16 protein-coding genes are annotated in these 16,278 nt (G+C 48.9%); 11 read left to right on the top strand and 5 right to left on the bottom strand.

What is annotated here, in order from left to right:
* Positions 1–224 precede the first annotated feature (224 nt).
* Together JOD01_RS03015 and JOD01_RS03010 are read right to left on the bottom strand one after the other, a co-directional pair.
* The gene (locus JOD01_RS03015; protein ID WP_204516718.1) at positions 225–365 is read right to left on the bottom strand and encodes a hypothetical protein; all 141 of its coding nucleotides are present in this window, start codon (positions 363–365) and stop codon (positions 225–227) included.
* Between the two features lie 27 nt (positions 366–392).
* Positions 393–1,676 (bottom strand): helix-turn-helix domain-containing protein, encoded by a 1,284-nt coding sequence (locus JOD01_RS03010; RefSeq protein WP_204516717.1) that lies wholly within the window; start codon positions 1,674–1,676, stop codon positions 393–395.
* 452 nt (positions 1,677–2,128) lie between these two features.
* On the opposite strand from JOD01_RS03010, the gene cspD reads away from it, so the two are divergent.
* Together cspD and JOD01_RS03000 are read left to right on the top strand one after the other, a co-directional pair.
* Entirely contained in the window at positions 2,129–2,332 is a 204-nt protein-coding gene (cspD, locus tag JOD01_RS03005; protein ID WP_204516716.1) for a cold-shock protein CspD, read from the top strand.
* A gap of 145 nt (positions 2,333–2,477) precedes the next feature.
* Positions 2,478–3,695 carry a cytochrome P450 gene (locus JOD01_RS03000; RefSeq protein ID WP_204516715.1) on the top strand — a complete coding sequence of 406 codons (1,218 nt, stop codon included), beginning with the start codon at positions 2,478–2,480 and terminating at the stop codon, positions 3,693–3,695.
* Positions 3,696–3,712: 17 nt separating this feature from the next.
* Here the strand turns inward: JOD01_RS03000 and JOD01_RS02995 are convergent, their stop codons facing one another.
* A complete protein-coding gene (locus tag JOD01_RS02995) occupies positions 3,713–3,973 on the bottom strand; it encodes a hypothetical protein (RefSeq protein WP_204516714.1) in 261 nt (86 codons plus the stop codon).
* Positions 3,974–4,019: 46 nt separating this feature from the next.
* Between JOD01_RS02995 and JOD01_RS02990 the strand changes: the two genes are divergently transcribed.
* The 3 genes from JOD01_RS02990 (at position 4,020) to JOD01_RS02980 (ending at position 7,142) form a co-directional block, all read left to right on the top strand.
* Positions 4,020–5,738, top strand: a complete 1,719-nt coding sequence (locus tag JOD01_RS02990; RefSeq protein WP_204516713.1) for an LTA synthase family protein — start codon at positions 4,020–4,022, stop codon at positions 5,736–5,738.
* A gap of 157 nt (positions 5,739–5,895) precedes the next feature.
* Entirely contained in the window at positions 5,896–6,684 is a 789-nt protein-coding gene (locus JOD01_RS02985; RefSeq protein WP_204516712.1) for a hypothetical protein, read from the top strand.
* The gene (locus JOD01_RS02980) at positions 6,681–7,142 is read left to right on the top strand and encodes a hypothetical protein (RefSeq protein WP_204516711.1); all 462 of its coding nucleotides are present in this window, start codon (positions 6,681–6,683) and stop codon (positions 7,140–7,142) included. Before JOD01_RS02985 ends, JOD01_RS02980 begins: the two co-directional genes overlap by 4 nt.
* Positions 7,143–7,297: 155 nt before the next feature.
* Here JOD01_RS02980 and JOD01_RS02975 read toward each other — a convergent pair whose 3' ends face one another.
* Positions 7,298–9,232 (bottom strand): FUSC family protein, encoded by a 1,935-nt coding sequence (locus tag JOD01_RS02975; protein ID WP_204516710.1) that lies wholly within the window; start codon positions 9,230–9,232, stop codon positions 7,298–7,300.
* 635 nt (positions 9,233–9,867) lie between these two features.
* On the opposite strand from JOD01_RS02975, the gene ssuD reads away from it, so the two are divergent.
* From ssuD to JOD01_RS02955, 4 genes are all read left to right on the top strand, one after another.
* Positions 9,868–11,010 carry an FMNH2-dependent alkanesulfonate monooxygenase gene (gene ssuD, locus JOD01_RS02970; RefSeq protein ID WP_204516709.1) on the top strand — a complete coding sequence of 381 codons (1,143 nt, stop codon included), beginning with the start codon at positions 9,868–9,870 and terminating at the stop codon, positions 11,008–11,010.
* A 147-nt stretch (positions 11,011–11,157) separates the two neighbouring features.
* Complete coding sequence (locus JOD01_RS02965) at positions 11,158–11,928, top strand: ABC transporter ATP-binding protein (protein ID WP_239565125.1); 771 nt, start codon at positions 11,158–11,160, stop codon at positions 11,926–11,928.
* A 29-nt stretch (positions 11,929–11,957) separates the two neighbouring features.
* On the top strand, positions 11,958–12,821 hold the full coding sequence (locus JOD01_RS02960; RefSeq protein WP_204516708.1) for an ABC transporter permease: 864 nt from the start codon (positions 11,958–11,960) through the stop codon (positions 12,819–12,821).
* A gap of 20 nt (positions 12,822–12,841) precedes the next feature.
* A complete protein-coding gene (locus JOD01_RS02955; protein ID WP_204516707.1) occupies positions 12,842–13,900 on the top strand; it encodes an aliphatic sulfonate ABC transporter substrate-binding protein in 1,059 nt (352 codons plus the stop codon).
* Positions 13,901–13,964: 64 nt separating this feature from the next.
* Here JOD01_RS02955 and JOD01_RS02950 read toward each other — a convergent pair whose 3' ends face one another.
* Positions 13,965–15,218: a bacillibactin exporter BcbE gene (locus tag JOD01_RS02950; RefSeq protein WP_204516706.1), complete on the bottom strand. Its 1,254-nt coding sequence runs from the start codon at positions 15,216–15,218 to the stop codon at positions 13,965–13,967.
* A 364-nt stretch (positions 15,219–15,582) separates the two neighbouring features.
* Between JOD01_RS02950 and JOD01_RS02945 the strand changes: the two genes are divergently transcribed.
* On the top strand, positions 15,583–16,029 hold the full coding sequence (locus tag JOD01_RS02945; protein ID WP_204516705.1) for an RrF2 family transcriptional regulator: 447 nt from the start codon (positions 15,583–15,585) through the stop codon (positions 16,027–16,029).
* Positions 15,998–16,210, top strand: coding sequence for a YezD family protein (locus JOD01_RS02940; protein ID WP_204516704.1), 213 nt, complete (start codon positions 15,998–16,000; stop codon positions 16,208–16,210). The genes JOD01_RS02945 and JOD01_RS02940 overlap by 32 nt, the downstream gene beginning before the upstream one ends.
* Positions 16,211–16,278 lie beyond the last annotated feature (68 nt).

Here is a 16,278-nt window from a genome sequence, read left to right as displayed (position 1 = left end):
CTTGTTAACTGAATTGCTTCTTTTTTTGCAGATTGATGCATACGAACGTAATTCCTCCATTAATCCAGATGTAAGGCCGGCAGTATGTATGAAAGACAAGCAGTCACTCCATAAGTATACGGGATCAGCTCCCAATCGAACAAATCAAAAAACCCGCAAAAGTGCAACCAGAAATGGTGCAGCATTTGCGGGAATGGATAGACGAAGCGCAACTGCCTGGCTTCTTACCAGCCAGGGTCTCCGACTTTCATCGGGGAAATTTTCGAAGTTGAATCAGTCTGTTGGTCTGTTTGCGTAGTCACAGGAGACAGTACGAGCATGAATGCTGCGGCCAAGGCAACTAATTTCCAGATCGCTTTTTTCATCATAAATACCTCCTAAAATATCTAAACCTAATTTAAGATAAGTTTAGCATAAATTTCCTGTACTTTTTGTAAAATTGGCACATAATTTTCCTTTAATTCTTCTGTGCAAAGCTGAAGCACCTGATTGATACATTCGTAGCTCTGTTTATGGTCGTTAATGTTGCCATAAGTCAACGCGGCTTGCAAATAAGGATCAACTGCCTGTTCGTATTTTTTTTGCTGGCAGTAATAATCTCCTTTCAGCCGGTGATAATGAGCGTATTCTGCATGTTTGAACGGGGTAAGCAGGGGCAGCCGTTGAATGGTTGCTTCATGTTGAAAAAGACTTTCGATCCCCGTCCAATCGTGGATTTGCATATACAGTTCAAACAGTTGATTGACCACGTGAAGCAACACATGCTCGCCGGCCTTGTTCAAACATTCGTTCAGTTGTTTCGCGGCGGCGCCGGTGTTGCCCTTTTTCCACAGCATCACTGCTTTCAGCAGCTTGATGTTTTCAGACACACCGGGATAGGAATAGCGGCTGTACTCGTCCAGGTAACGTTCGGCCAGCTGGTATTCGCCCAAATAGTAGTAGGAGTTGCACAGGGCAAAGGTCGAATCCGCCTTCACCTTGCTATTCGTTACGTCATGCTGCAAAACATATTGGCACAATTCGACGCAGTCTTCATAATAGCGCAAATTGTAGGCGTGAACGCCCAGCTTGTAATGCAGCAAAATTCTTTCGTCAAACGACAGAAAATCTTTGTAATACAGCATGTAACGACTGGTCTGGTATGTTTTGTCTAAACGGGTAAAATCATCGCGTTCGATCAAATAAATTTGAAACGTGCCTTTGGCAACATATTCTTGTACGCCTCGTTCCCTGCTGTAATTCACTATCACGCGAAACAAAAGCGATTTGATGTGAGTCTCAGCGACGTTTTCTGTGAGGTCATAAAGCCGTTGCAAAGCTGAGAACGTGTCAATCGAAGGGGTTTGCAAAAAACGGGTGGCTACTTTTTCAATCAAAGCCTCATTGGACAACTCGATGGCATCTAGCAACAATTCTTGTAAAATATCGCTCCGCTGTTCAATTTCAACGTAATGTTCGATCAGCTTTTCGTACGGGATTTCCAGGGCTCTCGCTATCGGTTTAATTGTCTTGAACTCAGGATGCTTTGTATCCCCCGTTTCAATTTTGGAGATAACGCCTTTCCTGACCCCTGTCAGCTTTTCCAAAGCGGATAGTGATAATTTCGCTTGCTGCCTGTACCTTTTCAATGTTTCACCGATCGTGATGTACAAGAAGGTGTCTGCACGTTCGATCACTCATCACTCCCTTACAGGGCTGCAAGAAATTACAAAATTTATATTATTAGCATAACATATTTGAGCAGAAAGTGATAAAGCGAAATTGGATAATTGTGGACAAGAATTGTACGGGTATAACAGGTGTTGACAAACTCAATTTAACAGTGTAAGATACGAAGATAAGATGTTTTATGGTTCACTTTTTGTTTGAAACAATTCACACAGGCGCGGTCCAAGGAGCCGCATGGACGATTGAGAGGTTAGGGCTTTCGTTGTTTTGAGATTACAAAGATTTTGTTCCATTTCTATTCTTATCAAATAAAATATGCCATTCATATATTGGGGAAAACGAATTCACATATTAGAAAGCTTGTCATCTCCTTTAGACTGATGCTCTTTCTAATATGTGAATTTTTATTTACCTTGTAAATATAAGGAACATATTAATCAAATTTGTTGGAGGTTTTATTATGCAAACGACAGGAACTGTAAAATGGTTTAACGCTGAAAAAGGATTCGGTTTTATCCAAGTTGAAGGCGGCGACGATGTATTCGTACATTTCAGCGCTATCCAAGGCGATGGTTTTAAATCCCTTGATGAAGGTCAACGGGTTCAATTTAACATCGTTCAAGGAAATCGTGGTCCACAAGCTGAGAACGTAGTAAAACTGTAATCACTCTTTGAAAAAAACGCCTCCGTTTAACGGAGGCGTTTTTTTGTGTTTGCATGTTGATGGCAATGCGAGGGAAGGCTAAGTGCTGTCGTTTTACGGCAAAAAGCAGGGTGTATTCCATTCGCAAAGGAGAGAATCTGACTGTATGGTCACAGAAGGAAAAGATCGATATGCCAACATTATCCCGATCGCGGAACTTGACAGCGCGGAGAAGCGCATCCATCCGTTTCCCGTCTACAACAGGTTGCGGCAGACTACGCCGGTTCGCTATGACGAGACGCGCAGCTGCTGGGATGTGTTCCGCTATGACGATGTTCACGCCGTTTTGAAAGATCCGGCTGCTTTTTCTTCCCGGCGAGCGCTGGCCGTTCGGGAAAAAGAGACGATTTTGACGATGGACCCGCCGCGGCATAATCAAATGCGGTCGCTGGTCAACAAAGCGTTCACGCCAAAAGTAGTCAACGACCTTGGACCGCGCATCGCAGCGATTACCGATGAACTGCTGGATTCTGTTCTGTCGCAGGGAAGAATGGACATCGTTCATGACTTTGCGGTGCCGTTGCCGGTCATCGTGATCGCTGAACTGCTGGGTGTTCCTCCGGAAGACCGCCATCTGTTCAAAGAGTGGTCCGATGTTCTGGTGAAAGGGCCGGAACAAAATACAGATGAGGAATTCAGGCAAGTGATTGATGAAAAAATAAAGGCGACCGATGAGTTGACGGCGTATTTTACGAAGATTATCAGTCAACGCCGCACGGAAACGGCGGAAGATTTAATCTCCATCTTGCTGCGTTCGGAAATCGAAGGGCAAAAACTGAGCGATGAAGAAGTGATCAGTTTCTCCATCCTGCTGCTGGCAGCCGGAAATGAAACAACGACCAATCTGATCACCAATGGCGTACGGCGGTTGACGGAAGACCCGCAATTGCAACAGCGGCTTTCGCAAACGCCAGAGGACATTCCGGCATTTATTGAAGAAGTGCTGCGCTATTATCCGCCGGTTCAAGCAATTGGCCGGGTGGCGACCCGTGATATTGAAATCGGCGGTCAGCGAATCAAAGCCGGTGATCAAGTTGTTTCATGGGTCGCTTCGGCAAATCGCGATGAGACGAAATTTGACAACCCTGATCAGTTTATATTGGAGCGCAAACCGAATTCGCACCTGTCGTTTGGCTTTGGCATCCATTTTTGTTTGGGTGCGCCTTTGGCCAGATTGGAGGGACAGATTGCCATTCGTAAGATGATGGAACGTATGAAAGAAATTCAGCTTCAATCCGGTATCCAACTGACTCCCATCCCGAGTCCGTTTGTTTATGGCGTCAAGGAATTCCCCGTTTCTTTTCGAACGTTGCAATTCGCTTGAAGCAGTGCAGGAACGAGTCAAACGCCGGCGCGTAAGCAGATCGCGGTCGGCGTTTGATTTTTTGCCATTGTTGATTGAAGCATGGAGAAAATGGTAAAGCTGTTGTTATTCTGTGCAGACATTTGCGAAAAAAAAACAATATCTTTACTTTCTCTTATCAAGTATTTCACATCTTCACAGAAGTGGTTATAATGAGTAGCGGTAAATTTTAATTCGCTTGAAAGGGTGGCCTTTAGATTGGAGTCAACATCAAAAATAAAAATACCGATCTCAATCATCACATTCTGCTTGTTGATGATTAAGCTATATGCAGTCAAGCTGTATATGTTTCAGGGAGAGGTCAGCTTTATTTCCTTTCTGTTTGATTCGTTGTTCTTGTTTGTCGTGACGTTAGCTTTCGAGTTTTTGCCGAAGCAATGGAAGAATTATCCTTACCTGTTGATCAATTTGCTGGCGTCAACCTTTTTTCTCGGAATCACGATGTATTACGACTTTTTTGGAAAAATGGTCAATTATTACGCGTTGCTGCAACTCGGTCAGGTAGGGGGGATTCAGGGCAGCGTGTTTTCGCTGTTAAAGCCGATTTATTCGCTCTTTTACGTGGATATTTTGCTGTTGGGATTGTCCGGCTTTTCCAAACGAGTGATCGGATATACGCGGCTCCGCTTGCGAAAACTGTCGCTTGCCATCGTGTTGCTCGCTTTGGTGTTTGTTTTATCCGGTTCCTTCGTCATGATCGGGCATGCGGAAAGCAGTTCTGCTCTGGACCACGGTATTTTTTACTATGAAGCAGAGCAAGTTTTGGCTAAGACCGCTTTCAAAAAGCAGCGCAAAATTACATTTACGAATGCGGACATTCAGAAAATCAAAGGAACCGACCCAATCGTCAATCCGCAATATTTTGGCGTTGCCAAAGACAAAAATGTGATCATGATTCAGTTGGAATCGTTTCAAAATTTCCTGATCGGCTTGAAGATTAACGGCCAGGAGGTTACGCCGAATCTGAACCAACTCGTGAAAGAAAGCTATTACTTTCCGCGCTTTTTTTCGCAAATTGGTCAGGGGAACACATCGGATGCGGAGTTCATTGTCAACAGCTCGCTGTACCCGCTGGAAAACGGGGGAATCTCGCAAGTTTACGGAAACAAGGCGTTTCCAAGCTTGCCAAGGCTGTTGAACGCGAGCGGCTATTGGACGGCAACTTTCCATCCCAATGACGTTTCGTTCTGGAATCGGGATGATTTGTATCCCGCTTTAGGGTTTTCCACATACTTTGATGATGATTTCTTTGGCAAAGAGGATTTGGTCGGGATGGGAGCTTCCGATGAAGTGCTCTACCGCAAAACGGCTGGTGAATTGCAAAAACATCGCGGACAAAAGTTTTACGCGCACCTGATCTCCCTATCCAGTCATCATCCGTTTGAAATCCCCAGCGCGAAGCTGGACTCCTTTACCTTGCCTCCGGACTATTCGGGGACATTTTTGGAGAACTATCTGCTGGCAACGCATTATGCGGATCGGGCGTTGGGACAGTTCATTGACCAGTTGAAACAAGATCAGCTGTGGGACGATACTTTGTTTGTCGTTTATGGCGACCATTTCGGTTTCCCGTTGGATCAGGCGAACAAACGAAAGTCGCTGGTCACTTCCATGTTGGGCCGTGATTATACGATTCGCGATGTGTTTAACGTGCCGTTTATCGTGAAAGTGCCGCATCAGCAAACCGGGGAAGTTCGCGAAAATGTTGGCGGTCAGGTCGATGTCTTGCCAACTTTGGCCAATCTGCTTGGCATTCCTTTGGACAAACAGATTCACTTTGGGACCGATTTGTTAAACAGCCACCGCAATTTGCTGGGTGAACGTTTTTACATGCCGGAGGGTTCCTTTATCAATGACCATGTCATTCATGTTGACGGAAAACAACCGTACAATGTGCCGCTGGATGAACAAGGGATCGGCTATGAACCGGCCGAGGACAAACAGCGAATCCAACAGTTGCTGAAAATGTCGGAAGAATATATGGACGCCCTGCCCGAGCATTAAGTTCGGCAAAACCCGTTGCGCAAACAAGTTGCGCAGCGGGTCTTTTTTTCGGCAGACAAAAGCCGAATCCTTATTTTGGCTTATAAGTCGGGGAGAATTGGTAAAACTAACCGAAGCGAACCATACCGAACCTAACATGCACGCGGGAGTGACGGCCGTGAACAATTTTCGCAATCCCTTTCGCAATCGGCGTTACAAAGCTTTGGTCAGCCCCATTGGCACGACACAGCTTCACTTGCGCAAGCCGCTGGTCATTGCTGCCTGGTCGGTGGCCTTTCCGGGGTTTGGGCACTTGCTGTTGAACAAATATTTGCGGGGATATGCCTTGATCATCTGGGAAATGTTTATCAATCAAACGATTCATTTGAATCTGGCTATGGTTTGTTCGTTCAATGGCCAGTTTCAGGCAGCGCGGAATTTGATCGATCCCAAGTACATGGCGATGTACATTCCGGTTTACTTTTTCGCGATTTGGGACAGCTATCGAACAACCGTTGACCTGAACCGGATTTATTTGCTAGCCCAACGGGAAAATGCCCCTTACAGCACCTTCAGCATGGGCGGATTGGAAATCAATTATCTCGATCGGCGGAAGCCTTGGCTGGCGGCGATCTGGTCCATGGGAATCCCCAGTGTCGGTCAGTTATACCTGCATCGGATCGTCTTTGCCGCTTTTGTTCTTATCTATACGATTATCATTGTGGATCAATCCAATCTGCTTTTGGCGATCCATTATTTGATCTTGGGCGACATTTCTTCTTCGTCGGCGGTGTTGGACCCGCAATGGCTGTTGTATTTTCCGTCGTTATACTTTTTTTCGATCTATGATTCAACGGTGAACGCAATTGAAAACAATAAATTGTTTGAAGATGATTTGCGTCAATATCTTCAGCAATATTATCAACCAGCTGGAAAGTTCGTGATACCAGGAAGCAAGGTGAAATGATGCAAGTTTTTGCGACATTTGCGTACACTTCTCTCTTGGAGGTAGTGATTTCCGAACTAAAAATCCAAGGGGTACATGAGATCTATGCCGTACCTTTGGAAATACAACATCCGGAGCCAAAGTTCATCGATAGCATGTATTATACCGATGGCCTGTCATTTACGGATACGGGTTTTATTTTCGCTTTTTTGTTTGCCACAATTGGAGCTAGCAAAGGTTTTGTTTGGGAGTGGGGGCCGATTATTTGGGGATTGATCGGCGGCGGCAGCGGGTTTGTCCTCGGGGTGTTCGCCAGCTGGTGTTTATACCGTTTTCGTCACGGGAAGGGCAAGCGTCACATTCGCCGCGGGATAAAAGGTGAAGTCATCCTGATTGTTACCTGCAGTGCCGAGCAAGTCGGATTGGTTAAAAAACTGCTGTGGGAACATTCCGCGATTGGAGTGGCGGTTACTCGCTGAGCAAAGCGACTCCGTTAATTTGTCGGAAAACCGGTCACGACAACTGTTGGGAGCTGCTATTGCTGATTGGCTTTCTGCCGGTTGCCGCCCATGTCTCGCCGGTTCAGTTTTCCGCTGTTTGCATGGGCGCCCCAATCGCGACTTATCTGCAACTGTCAGCTGTTCAACGGCAAATGGCGCTGTTTCAGCGCTTTCTGCATCTCGACAAGTTCGTGACGAAGATTGGGGAATCCGGTAATCTCCGGGACTTCCTGTCCTTCAAACGGCAATTGGTGCTCAATAGAACTGGCCATTGACTCAAACAAATAAAGCAAACGCGCCAGCTCTGCTGCCGACAGTCCGGGGCGCTCATCATTTTTTGCGCTGGCATCCAGATAGTAGCCCAGCTGTTCCAGCGAAAAGAGGAGCGGCCAAAACGCTTCCACCTGTTCTTTGCCGGTTAATTCTCCCGAGGCGGTCTGGTACACCGCGATCAGATTGGTCAGATTGGTCCGCATTTTGTTGCGTTCCCGGCTGATTTCCAACGTAACTGACTGGTTGCGGGCCGAAAACAACCGCAGCAAATATTGTCCCTGGCTTCTGATCGTTTTGGCGATAAAATGGTTCAACAGGTTGGACGCCAGGCGTCTGCCGATCAAAATCGTTCCCGCCAAGCCTAGCAAGCTTCCCGCCAAAATGTCAGTGATCCGGACGGTTGCAAAATACGGGAAGTTAAACTGCTGGGCGGAATATTCCGCCATGAGCAAGGCATTGGGCGTAAAAAACATGGCGGCCAGGCCGTAATTGCGAACGATAAAAATCTCGGTGAGAAATGTCAGGACTACGATCAAGAGAGCGACGACGAAGCCGTTATGCACTTGCGCTAGAATCAAGCTGGCGATCAATACGCCGATGAGCGTGCCAAACGCCCGCTGGATTGCGCGATGAAACGTACCGATGAACGTAGATCCAGCCATTACGGCCACGCAAGACAACGGAACCCAGTAAGGACGGCTAAAAGGAAAAACAGTCGAAACAAGTGCAGCGATGATCACCACGAGTCCGGTGCGGACAGCGGTCAGCAGAACGATCGAGTTTTTATCAAACGCGGCAAGAAATTCCGATTTCAGGGAGGGCTGAAAGATTTGCACTTCCTGTCCGATTTGATCGGACGATTGATTCAAGATGGCATAGGCCTGATATATTTTTTCGACCAGCTGTTGCGATTCTGCATCGGCCGGCTCTGGCTGCGGCAGGGTCAACTCGCTTGAGTCATTCTCGCCAATCCGTTCGGCCAGACTCGCCACTGACTTCGCCCATGCTGCAGGCAGCTTGCTTTGTTCTCGCAGAGAGAAAGCGGCGGCATCCAAATAGATGAGATTGGCTTGTTCATAAAGGAACAACAACCGCTTTGACATAGCCGATGAAAAGCACGAGGAGCAGCCCGCGATCAAAATCTCTTCGGCTTCTTTTAATGTGCGAACCACCCGCTGTCTTGCCGCATTGAAACGGTCTGTGCCAATCGCTTCCAGAAAACCGGCCAGCTCCCGATAGACTCTTTGTAACATGGACACTTCCGGAGCATGCGGCTCGACCAACCAGCCGAGCATGCTATTTAACCAGGCTAAAATTCCGCCAAGAAACACCAAACCGCCGCGCAGCGGGGCCAGTGTGGGATCAATCGGCATCCCCGTCGTCATTGCATAGGTGAGCACGAAAAAGATGACCGAAGGGCCTGATATGCGCAATGCACCAAAAATGAAAATGGAAACCATCGCGATCAATCCCATGACAAAGGCCGAGAAAAGCGGATAGGGGGCAAAGACCGTGCCCAAGACGACGGAAAGCGAAAGTCCGACAGCGACGATGAAAATTCGTCTTGCCCGTTGCGCATACGGCTGATTAAACACGTATAGATAGGCAAAGCCGCCCAAACTGGCCAGCAACCCATAGTTGAAATGGCCGAACAACAACCCGATAAAAACGGGAAGTGCCGCAGCCAACCCGGCCCGGAACGCTTTGAAATAAGGAAAAGGATGTTGCCGTAAGCGAAACGCTTGTCGAAAAGCGGTATGGATTCCGTTTGTTTGTTGTTCTTTTTGTTTCCCCATGGCGCCAAAACCCTCTCCTCGAACATACTGCAGAACCGGCAGGAAGATATGATGATCCCTAAGCAGAAGCTTTCCTCAAGCGACTCATTTTATGCGAACGGGTTTGCGTGATGATCGTGCGACCAACGGATTCTCGGAGAACCGACTGCCCCGTTAAAAACTGCCGCGGGGGCAAGGCAAATGGGCGGCTTGAATTTCGGCGAATTGCAAAAAAAGTAGGTGGCACCCCAGCCGCTTTCCGCATACGTTGAAACCATGACCAACCAGAAAACGGGAACGGAGATAATGCCGTTTCGTAAATTTCATACTTTACAGATAGGATTAATCAGTTTAAGATCATGATACAGGAAGGTATTCCGCAATTTCCCCAATTTGTGCTGAAAAACATACTTGACCAGTCAAGTATTCGTTTGCAAACAAAGCCGTTTGTGCGGCAAGAAGGGTCGTTTCTGCGAGCCGAGTGTCATTCGCTACCCGGACCGGCGACCCGGGTCAATCCGGGGACCAGCCGCACAGCGTATCGAAAGCTCTCCTTAATCAGCCAGCCGATCGGATCACCGAAGGCTCCCATCACCAACCCTCAGGGTTTGGCGTGGGAGCCTTTTTTATATTAAAAGGGAAAGGATGTAGATTGCATGGAAATTTTCTGGTTTATCCCCACACACGGAGATGGCCGCTATTTGGGAACAGCAGAAGGGGCGAGGGAGTTCGACTGGAGTTATGCCAGTCAAATTGCCCGAGCAGCTGATCAGCTTGGATTTGGCGGAGTGTTGCTGCCGACGGGGCGTACCTGCGAGGACGCGTGGGTGACAGCATCCACTTTGATCCCCGTCACCGAACGCCTAAAATTTTTGGTGGCGGTCCGTCCAGGGTTAATGTCTCCTACGTTGTCGGCGCGGATGGCGGCCACGTTTGACCGGCTTTCCCAAGGGCGCATGATGATCAATATCGTTACCGGCGGCGACCCCGGAGAAGCGGCTGCGGATGGATTGTTTCTCGATCACGACGCAAGGTATGTAGTAACCGATGAGTTTTTGACGATCTGGCGAAAGCTGCTTCAAGGCGAGGAAGTCGATTATTTTGGCCGGCATCTTCGGGTGGAAAAAGCTAAAGTGCTGTTTCCGACCATCCAGCAGCCATACCCCAAACTGTATTTTGGCGGTTCCTCGGAGATTGCGCTGCAAGTGGCAGCCGAACACATTGACGTATACCTCACTTGGGGAGAGCCGCCCGCTCAGGTGAAGGAGAAAATCAGCCGCGTGCGGGAATTGGCGGAAGCTAGAGGGCGTCAGGTTCGCTTTGGCATACGCTTGCATGTCATCGTCAGAGAGACGGCAGAGGAAGCCTGGCGCGATGCAGACCGACTGATCTCCAGGCTCGATGAGCAGACGATCGCCAAGGCACAGGCCGCTTTTGCCAAAATGGATTCCGTTGGGCAACGCCGGATGGCCCAGCTTCATCTCGGGAACCGCAGTCAGTTGGAAATTAGCCCGAATTTGTGGGCGGGTGTTGGGCTTGTGCGCGGCGGGGCCGGAACGGCGCTTGTCGGGGATGCGGACACTGTGGCGGAGCGCATGCTGGAATATGCGGAGCTTGGCATTGAAACGTTTATTTTCTCGGGCTATCCACACTTGGAAGAAGCGTACCGCGTTGCCGAGTTGCTCTTTCCGCGCTTGCCGCTGGTGAGCCAAGAGACAGTACGCCGATATGCCGATACCAGTCCATTAGGGGAAATGATCGCCAACGGAATCGTGCCCCCATTGCCATCTCGCTCTTAAAACAGTTTTCGATTTGCTACGCTGACTGGTCAATCAGAGGCATGAAGGTTTGAAACGTTCTCGGATTGTGCGGACTTTGCTGCCGTTTTCATTGCGGCGGTTGACTGCCTGTGATCTGACAACAATGACGGAAGGAGACGGTTACCTTTGACAACATCCAATGTGTTGCAAGTAAGTTCGCTGTCAAAAACATTTGAAAAACCGCAGGGCAAGGTGCATGTGCTGGCAGACCTCAACTTCCAGGTGGAACCGGGTGAGTTCATCACGATCATCGGACCGAGCGGCTGCGGAAAAAGTACATTATTGAAAATCATTGCCGGGTTGGATGTGCATTATCAAGGTTCAGTCACGCTTGGTCATGCAAAAATTGATAAACCTGGCAGACGACAAGGTTTTATTTTTCAGGAACATCGCCTGTTTCCTTGGCTAACGGTGGAAAAAAATATCGCGGCGGATTTGTCCTTGAAGGACCCGGAAGTGCGGGCAAAGGTGGATGCTTTGATCAGCACGGTCCGATTGCAAGGCTTTGAAAACGCGTATCCGCGAGAATTGTCCGGCGGGATGTCGCAACGAGTGGCCATCGCCAGAGCGCTATTGCGTAATCCGGAAATTTTGTTGCTGGATGAACCGTTTGGCGCATTGGACGCTTTTACGCGCAATCATCTTCAGAATGTTCTGCTGGACATTTGGCAGCAAAACAAGACAACGATGATCTTGGTTACGCATGATATTGACGAATCGATTTATTTGGCCAACCGCGTCCTCATCATGGACGCAAAACCCGGCAGGATCAGCCGCATCGTGCCGGTTGATCTGCCTTATCCCCGCAAACGCTCGAGCAGCGGCTTTCAGGCAATTCGCCAGAAAGTTATGCAAGAGTTTGAACAAGTGGAACATATGCGAAGGGTGGAACGCTGAACGGAGAAATTGAAAAGGGGAGGAAGAAGATGGAAAATACCGAAAAGATGATTCGTACCGCCCATGGCTCGGAACGAGTGCTTGCCCCAAGGGCTGGAAAGCTCGGCAAAGGCGGCGGAAAGTGGAAGGCAACTGTGCGCGGGCTGTTCTTGCCCGTGCTCATTGTCGGCATCTGGCAGATGGTCGGTTCGCTGGGCTTTGTTTCGCCCACTTTGTTGCCGACCCCGCTGGAGATTGCCGAAGCGTTTGTGCAGCTGACATTATCGGGAGAACTGCTTGCCCATCTCAAAATCAGCGTGGTTCGCGCCTCGATCGGATTCCTGCTGGGCGGCGGATTGGGCCTGTTGTTCGGCCTGTTGGTTGGCTTTTTCAACAAGGCGGAGCAATCGCTTGACCCGACATTTCAGATGATCAAGACGATTCCGCATTTGGCGGTGTTGCCGTTGTTTATTTTATGGTTTGGGTTTGGCGAACTGTCGAAAATACTTCTTATTGCCAAGGGGGCGTTTTTCCCGATCTATTTGAACACTTTTCTCGGGATTCGCGGAGTCGATTCCCGCTTGTTTGAAGTGGCCCGCGTCTTGGAGTTTAGCCGTCTGCAGCTGATCACCAAGCTGATTGTGCCGGCAGCTTTGCCCAATATTTTGCTGGGGGTACGGCTCTCGTTGGGGATTGCCTGGCTCGGACTGGTGGTAGCGGAATTGATGGGCTCCAGTGAAGGCATCGGCTACATGATTACCGATGCGAGACAATTCAGTCAAACCGCCATCGTTTTTGTGGGCATTATCATTTTTGCCGTCGTGGGCAAGATCACGGATTCCTTCGTGCGGTTTTTGGAAAACCGCCTGTTGAAATGGCGGGACAATTACAAAGGCGAAGGAACTATGGCGTGAGTATTCAGGAGGGGAAGATAATGAAACGGTGGAAGAAGTTCAGCATACCGCTCATGTTTCTTGTAAGTTTGGCTCTGCTGACGGGCTGCTCACTCACACAAGCCGGCAGTTCCGGAAGCGAACCGGTCGGGTCCAATGCAGCCGCAAGCGCAGAGCCGGGCAAGGAAGCGATCGTTGTGAATATCGGCATTCAGCAAAGCATTTCGCCTTTGCTCCTCGCCAAAGAAAAAGGCTGGTTTGAAGAGGAGTTCGCCAAAGCGGGCGCAACAGTAAACTGGGTGGAGTTTCAAAGCGGGCCTCCGCATTTCGAGGCGATCGCCTCCGGGCGACTGGATTTTGGGCGAGTCGGAAATATTCCGGTTTTGGCCGGTCAGGCAGCCGCTGTGCCATTTAAGGAGATCGCCGTCGGCAGTCTCGGGGAAAAAGCAGACTCGATTCTCGTGACAAAAGATAGTCCGATCAAAACATTGCAAGATTTAAAAGGCAAGCAAATCGCGGTCGCCAAAGCGAGCAGCGGCTATGGGCTGCTGTTTCACGCACTGGACTATAGCGGATTGAAACCAAGCGACGTCAAAATCATCCAGTTGCAGCCCGATGAAGCACAACCCGCATTTGAAACAGGAAAAGTAGACGCATGGGCAATCTGGGAACCGTATCCGTCGATTGAGGTCGTCAAAAACGGAGCAAGAGTCCTGGCGGATGGCAAAGCGATCAATGCATACAGCCCGGGCTTTCATATCGTACGCTCAGCATTTGCCGAAGAGCATCCCGATCTTGTCGTCTTGTATTTGAAAGTGATGGAAAAAGCGACCAGGTGGCAAAAGGAACATCCGGAAGAAGCGATCGACCTTTACGCAGCCTTGAAAAAAACAGATAAAGAAACGATGCGTCGGGTGATGGAAAATACCGAACCGTTGAATCTGCCGACTACCCCGGAAGTGATTCAGATGCAGCAGGAGACAGCCGACTTCCTCGTCTCCCAGGGGGGACTGAAAGGAAAAATCGATGTCTCCGCTGTTGTCGATAACCAGTATATTGAGAAGGCACTGCGCGAATACGATTTGGAAGAAAAGGAATAAACAACAGACGGAAGCGACGAAGGTAACGGATGGCCAAATCAGTCAAAATGATCTGGCCATTTATTTATGCTTTTTGTCTGTCTTTCGCTTTGAAGGCATTGGAGGAAAAAGGCGAGCGAGCGGCTGCTCGCTGTTTCGGTTTAATGGCGAACAGAGCCAGGATCAAACCAACCGCACTGACGCCACTCAAAGTAACAAACAAGATCAGATGGGATTTCTCCGAGAGAATCGACACGAGCGGAGGTCCCAGCGACACTCCGACGAAGCGCATGCTGCTGTACAAAGCGGAAACGGTGCCACGCTGCGGTTTGGCAATTCCCTCGGTAATAAAAGCATCCAGACAGGGGAGAACCAGGCCGATGCCGATGCCGCCGATGAAGATAACGCTTAGCAACAAAAAAATGTTCGTCGAAAACGCTCCGCCAAACATCGAAGCTGTTAGCAGGACAAGCCCGCTGAAGCAGACTCGCTTCATCCGTCGTTTGTCTTGTCCGATGCCGCGCCCGGTGAAATAGGAGGCGACAGACAAAGCGGTCAACGGAATCGCCAGCATAAATCCCTTGCGCACGCCTTCCATATGATATTTCGCTTCCAGAAAGCTGGATAAATAAAACAGCACACCGAACAAGACAAACATACAGATCCCGCCAACGGCGAAAACGGCAGATAGCCAGCGGGCTTTCTGTTTGAAAATCCGCTTCAGCCCACGCAGAAAAACTGCCAAGTCCTTATCCGCATCGCTTTTGCGGGGAGATTTGACCAAAAGTGCCACCATCAGGAGCGAGGCCGCACAAAACACCGGGATGGAGAGCAGCGGCAGGAACCAAACAAATCCGGCCAGCAACGCGCCCAAGATCGGACTTAGCACCTTGCCGACGGTATTGGCGGTTTCTATAACGCCCAGCCCATGGCTGACATCCTGTTCACGTTTGAACATATCTCCCACCAACGGCAAGACCACCGGTGCGGCGCCCGCCGCGCCAATACCTTGAATGACACGTCCCGCCAGTATCCACCAATACGGCTGTTCGAAAAACCAGCAAGCCAGTCCCGCCACCAATCCGCCTGTACCGGCAAGGAACAGACTCGGAATGATCACCTTCTTTCGGCCGATTTGATCAGACAAGTAACCGGCAAGCGGAATGAACAAGATCGAAACAAAAGCATACACCGTAATTATCAAACTGATTTGAAAAGACGAAACCCCCAACTGTTTTTTCATTAGCGGCAGTACGGGAATCAACATGGAATTGCCTAATGTCATAATCAACGGAATGGAAGCAAGGGAAATCAAATCCCATTTCTTTAGCTGTTCCATGGCCAGAGCACCTCGCGTCGTCGGTTGAGTTTATAGTGAATTGTGCCCATGCCAAAACCATTTATTCAGATAAAACAAAGTGGTTTAAACGGATTAAGTGGACAAGGCCGGGAAAATTGGGCGACATAGGTTTGAAAATTGCCAACCGGTCTAGGTGTCAACCCAGAGCGTCTCATCATACGTTAAAAGCAAGAATCAACAGGAAACGGCGTCTTCGGATAATCGGTGAAATTATCCAATTCATACTTTACAACTATGATTAATCGGAATAAGATATGGATTATACAGGATGGGTTACGGGATGCCAGCGATCTTCACCAAAATGTTTACTTGATTAGTCGAGTATAGAAAGGAAGAGGATTCGATGAAAGTATCCAGCAGAGGGGAGTACGCCCTGCGTTCATTGCTGCTCTTGGGCCAACACCAAGGCCAAATTTTACCCATCAGTGAAATCGCCGAAAAAACGATGGTTACCGTAAAATACTTGGAACAAATCATGCATCAGTTAAAGAAACTCGGTTATGTAGACAGCAAGCGCGGCATGCAAGGCGGTTACACACTCCGGTTTCCCCCGGAAGAGATCAATGTGGGAGAGGTCATCCGCAAACTGGAAGGGCCGCTTTCTCCCATGGGCTGTGCCAGCGTCACTTCCTACGAGCGATGTTCGCTGGAAGCGGGCTGTCTATTGAAGCCGCTTTGGGTGCTGGTCAGAGACAAAATTGCCGAAGTGCTGGATCAGACTACGCTGGAGGATTTGTTGCAGCGGAAAATTAAACCGGATGCGGGGGGGAGTCTCCTTGTCAAAAATTAGACTGGATCAAGAATGGATCGATCGGATTATACAGACGATCCAAGGTTTGGAGTATGGCTCGGTTCATATTACCGTGCATGATTCGCAAATTACCCAAATAGAAAGATTGGAGAAACATCGCTTTGCGTTGGATAAAAATCCGGCGACAAAACGAAAAACGTCGGAAACTCGTTATGAATAATGTTGGCCGATCGGACCGCCGAAGGCTCCTTACATCTTGCACACATGCCAGTTGTGTCAGGATGTCAG

This window comes from Brevibacillus fulvus (assembly GCF_016908525.1).
GTDB classification, from domain to species: domain Bacteria; phylum Bacillota; class Bacilli; order Brevibacillales; family Brevibacillaceae; genus Brevibacillus_G; species Brevibacillus_G fulvus.
Note: the sequence above shows the minus strand (reverse complement) of the source record. Positions and strands in the feature narration are given on the sequence as shown.

What these genes read in the sequence shown, in the direction of transcription:
- JOD01_RS03015 (WP_204516718.1), bottom strand. Translation starts at nt 365, where the DNA reads ATGAAAAAAGCGATCTGGAAATTAGTTGCCTTGGCCGCAGCATTCATG.
- cspD (WP_204516716.1), top strand. Translation starts at nt 2,129, where the DNA reads ATGCAAACGACAGGAACTGTAAAATGGTTTAACGCTGAAAAAGGATTC.
- JOD01_RS03000 (WP_204516715.1), top strand. Translation starts at nt 2,478, where the DNA reads ATGGTCACAGAAGGAAAAGATCGATATGCCAACATTATCCCGATCGCG.
- JOD01_RS02995 (WP_204516714.1), bottom strand. Translation starts at nt 3,973, where the DNA reads ATGATTGAGATCGGTATTTTTATTTTTGATGTTGACTCCAATCTAAAG.
- JOD01_RS02990 (WP_204516713.1), top strand. Translation starts at nt 4,020, where the DNA reads ATGTTTCAGGGAGAGGTCAGCTTTATTTCCTTTCTGTTTGATTCGTTG.
- JOD01_RS02980 (WP_204516711.1), top strand. Translation starts at nt 6,681, where the DNA reads ATGATGCAAGTTTTTGCGACATTTGCGTACACTTCTCTCTTGGAGGTA.
- JOD01_RS02975 (WP_204516710.1), bottom strand. Translation starts at nt 9,232, where the DNA reads ATGGGGAAACAAAAAGAACAACAAACAAACGGAATCCATACCGCTTTT.
- ssuD (WP_204516709.1), top strand. Translation starts at nt 9,868, where the DNA reads ATGGAAATTTTCTGGTTTATCCCCACACACGGAGATGGCCGCTATTTG.
- JOD01_RS02960 (WP_204516708.1), top strand. Translation starts at nt 11,958, where the DNA reads ATGGAAAATACCGAAAAGATGATTCGTACCGCCCATGGCTCGGAACGA.
- JOD01_RS02955 (WP_204516707.1), top strand. Translation starts at nt 12,842, where the DNA reads ATGAAACGGTGGAAGAAGTTCAGCATACCGCTCATGTTTCTTGTAAGT.
- JOD01_RS02950 (WP_204516706.1), bottom strand. Translation starts at nt 15,218, where the DNA reads ATGGAACAGCTAAAGAAATGGGATTTGATTTCCCTTGCTTCCATTCCG.
- JOD01_RS02945 (WP_204516705.1), top strand. Translation starts at nt 15,583, where the DNA reads ATGAAAGTATCCAGCAGAGGGGAGTACGCCCTGCGTTCATTGCTGCTC.
- JOD01_RS02940 (WP_204516704.1), top strand. Translation starts at nt 15,998, where the DNA reads ATGCGGGGGGGAGTCTCCTTGTCAAAAATTAGACTGGATCAAGAATGG.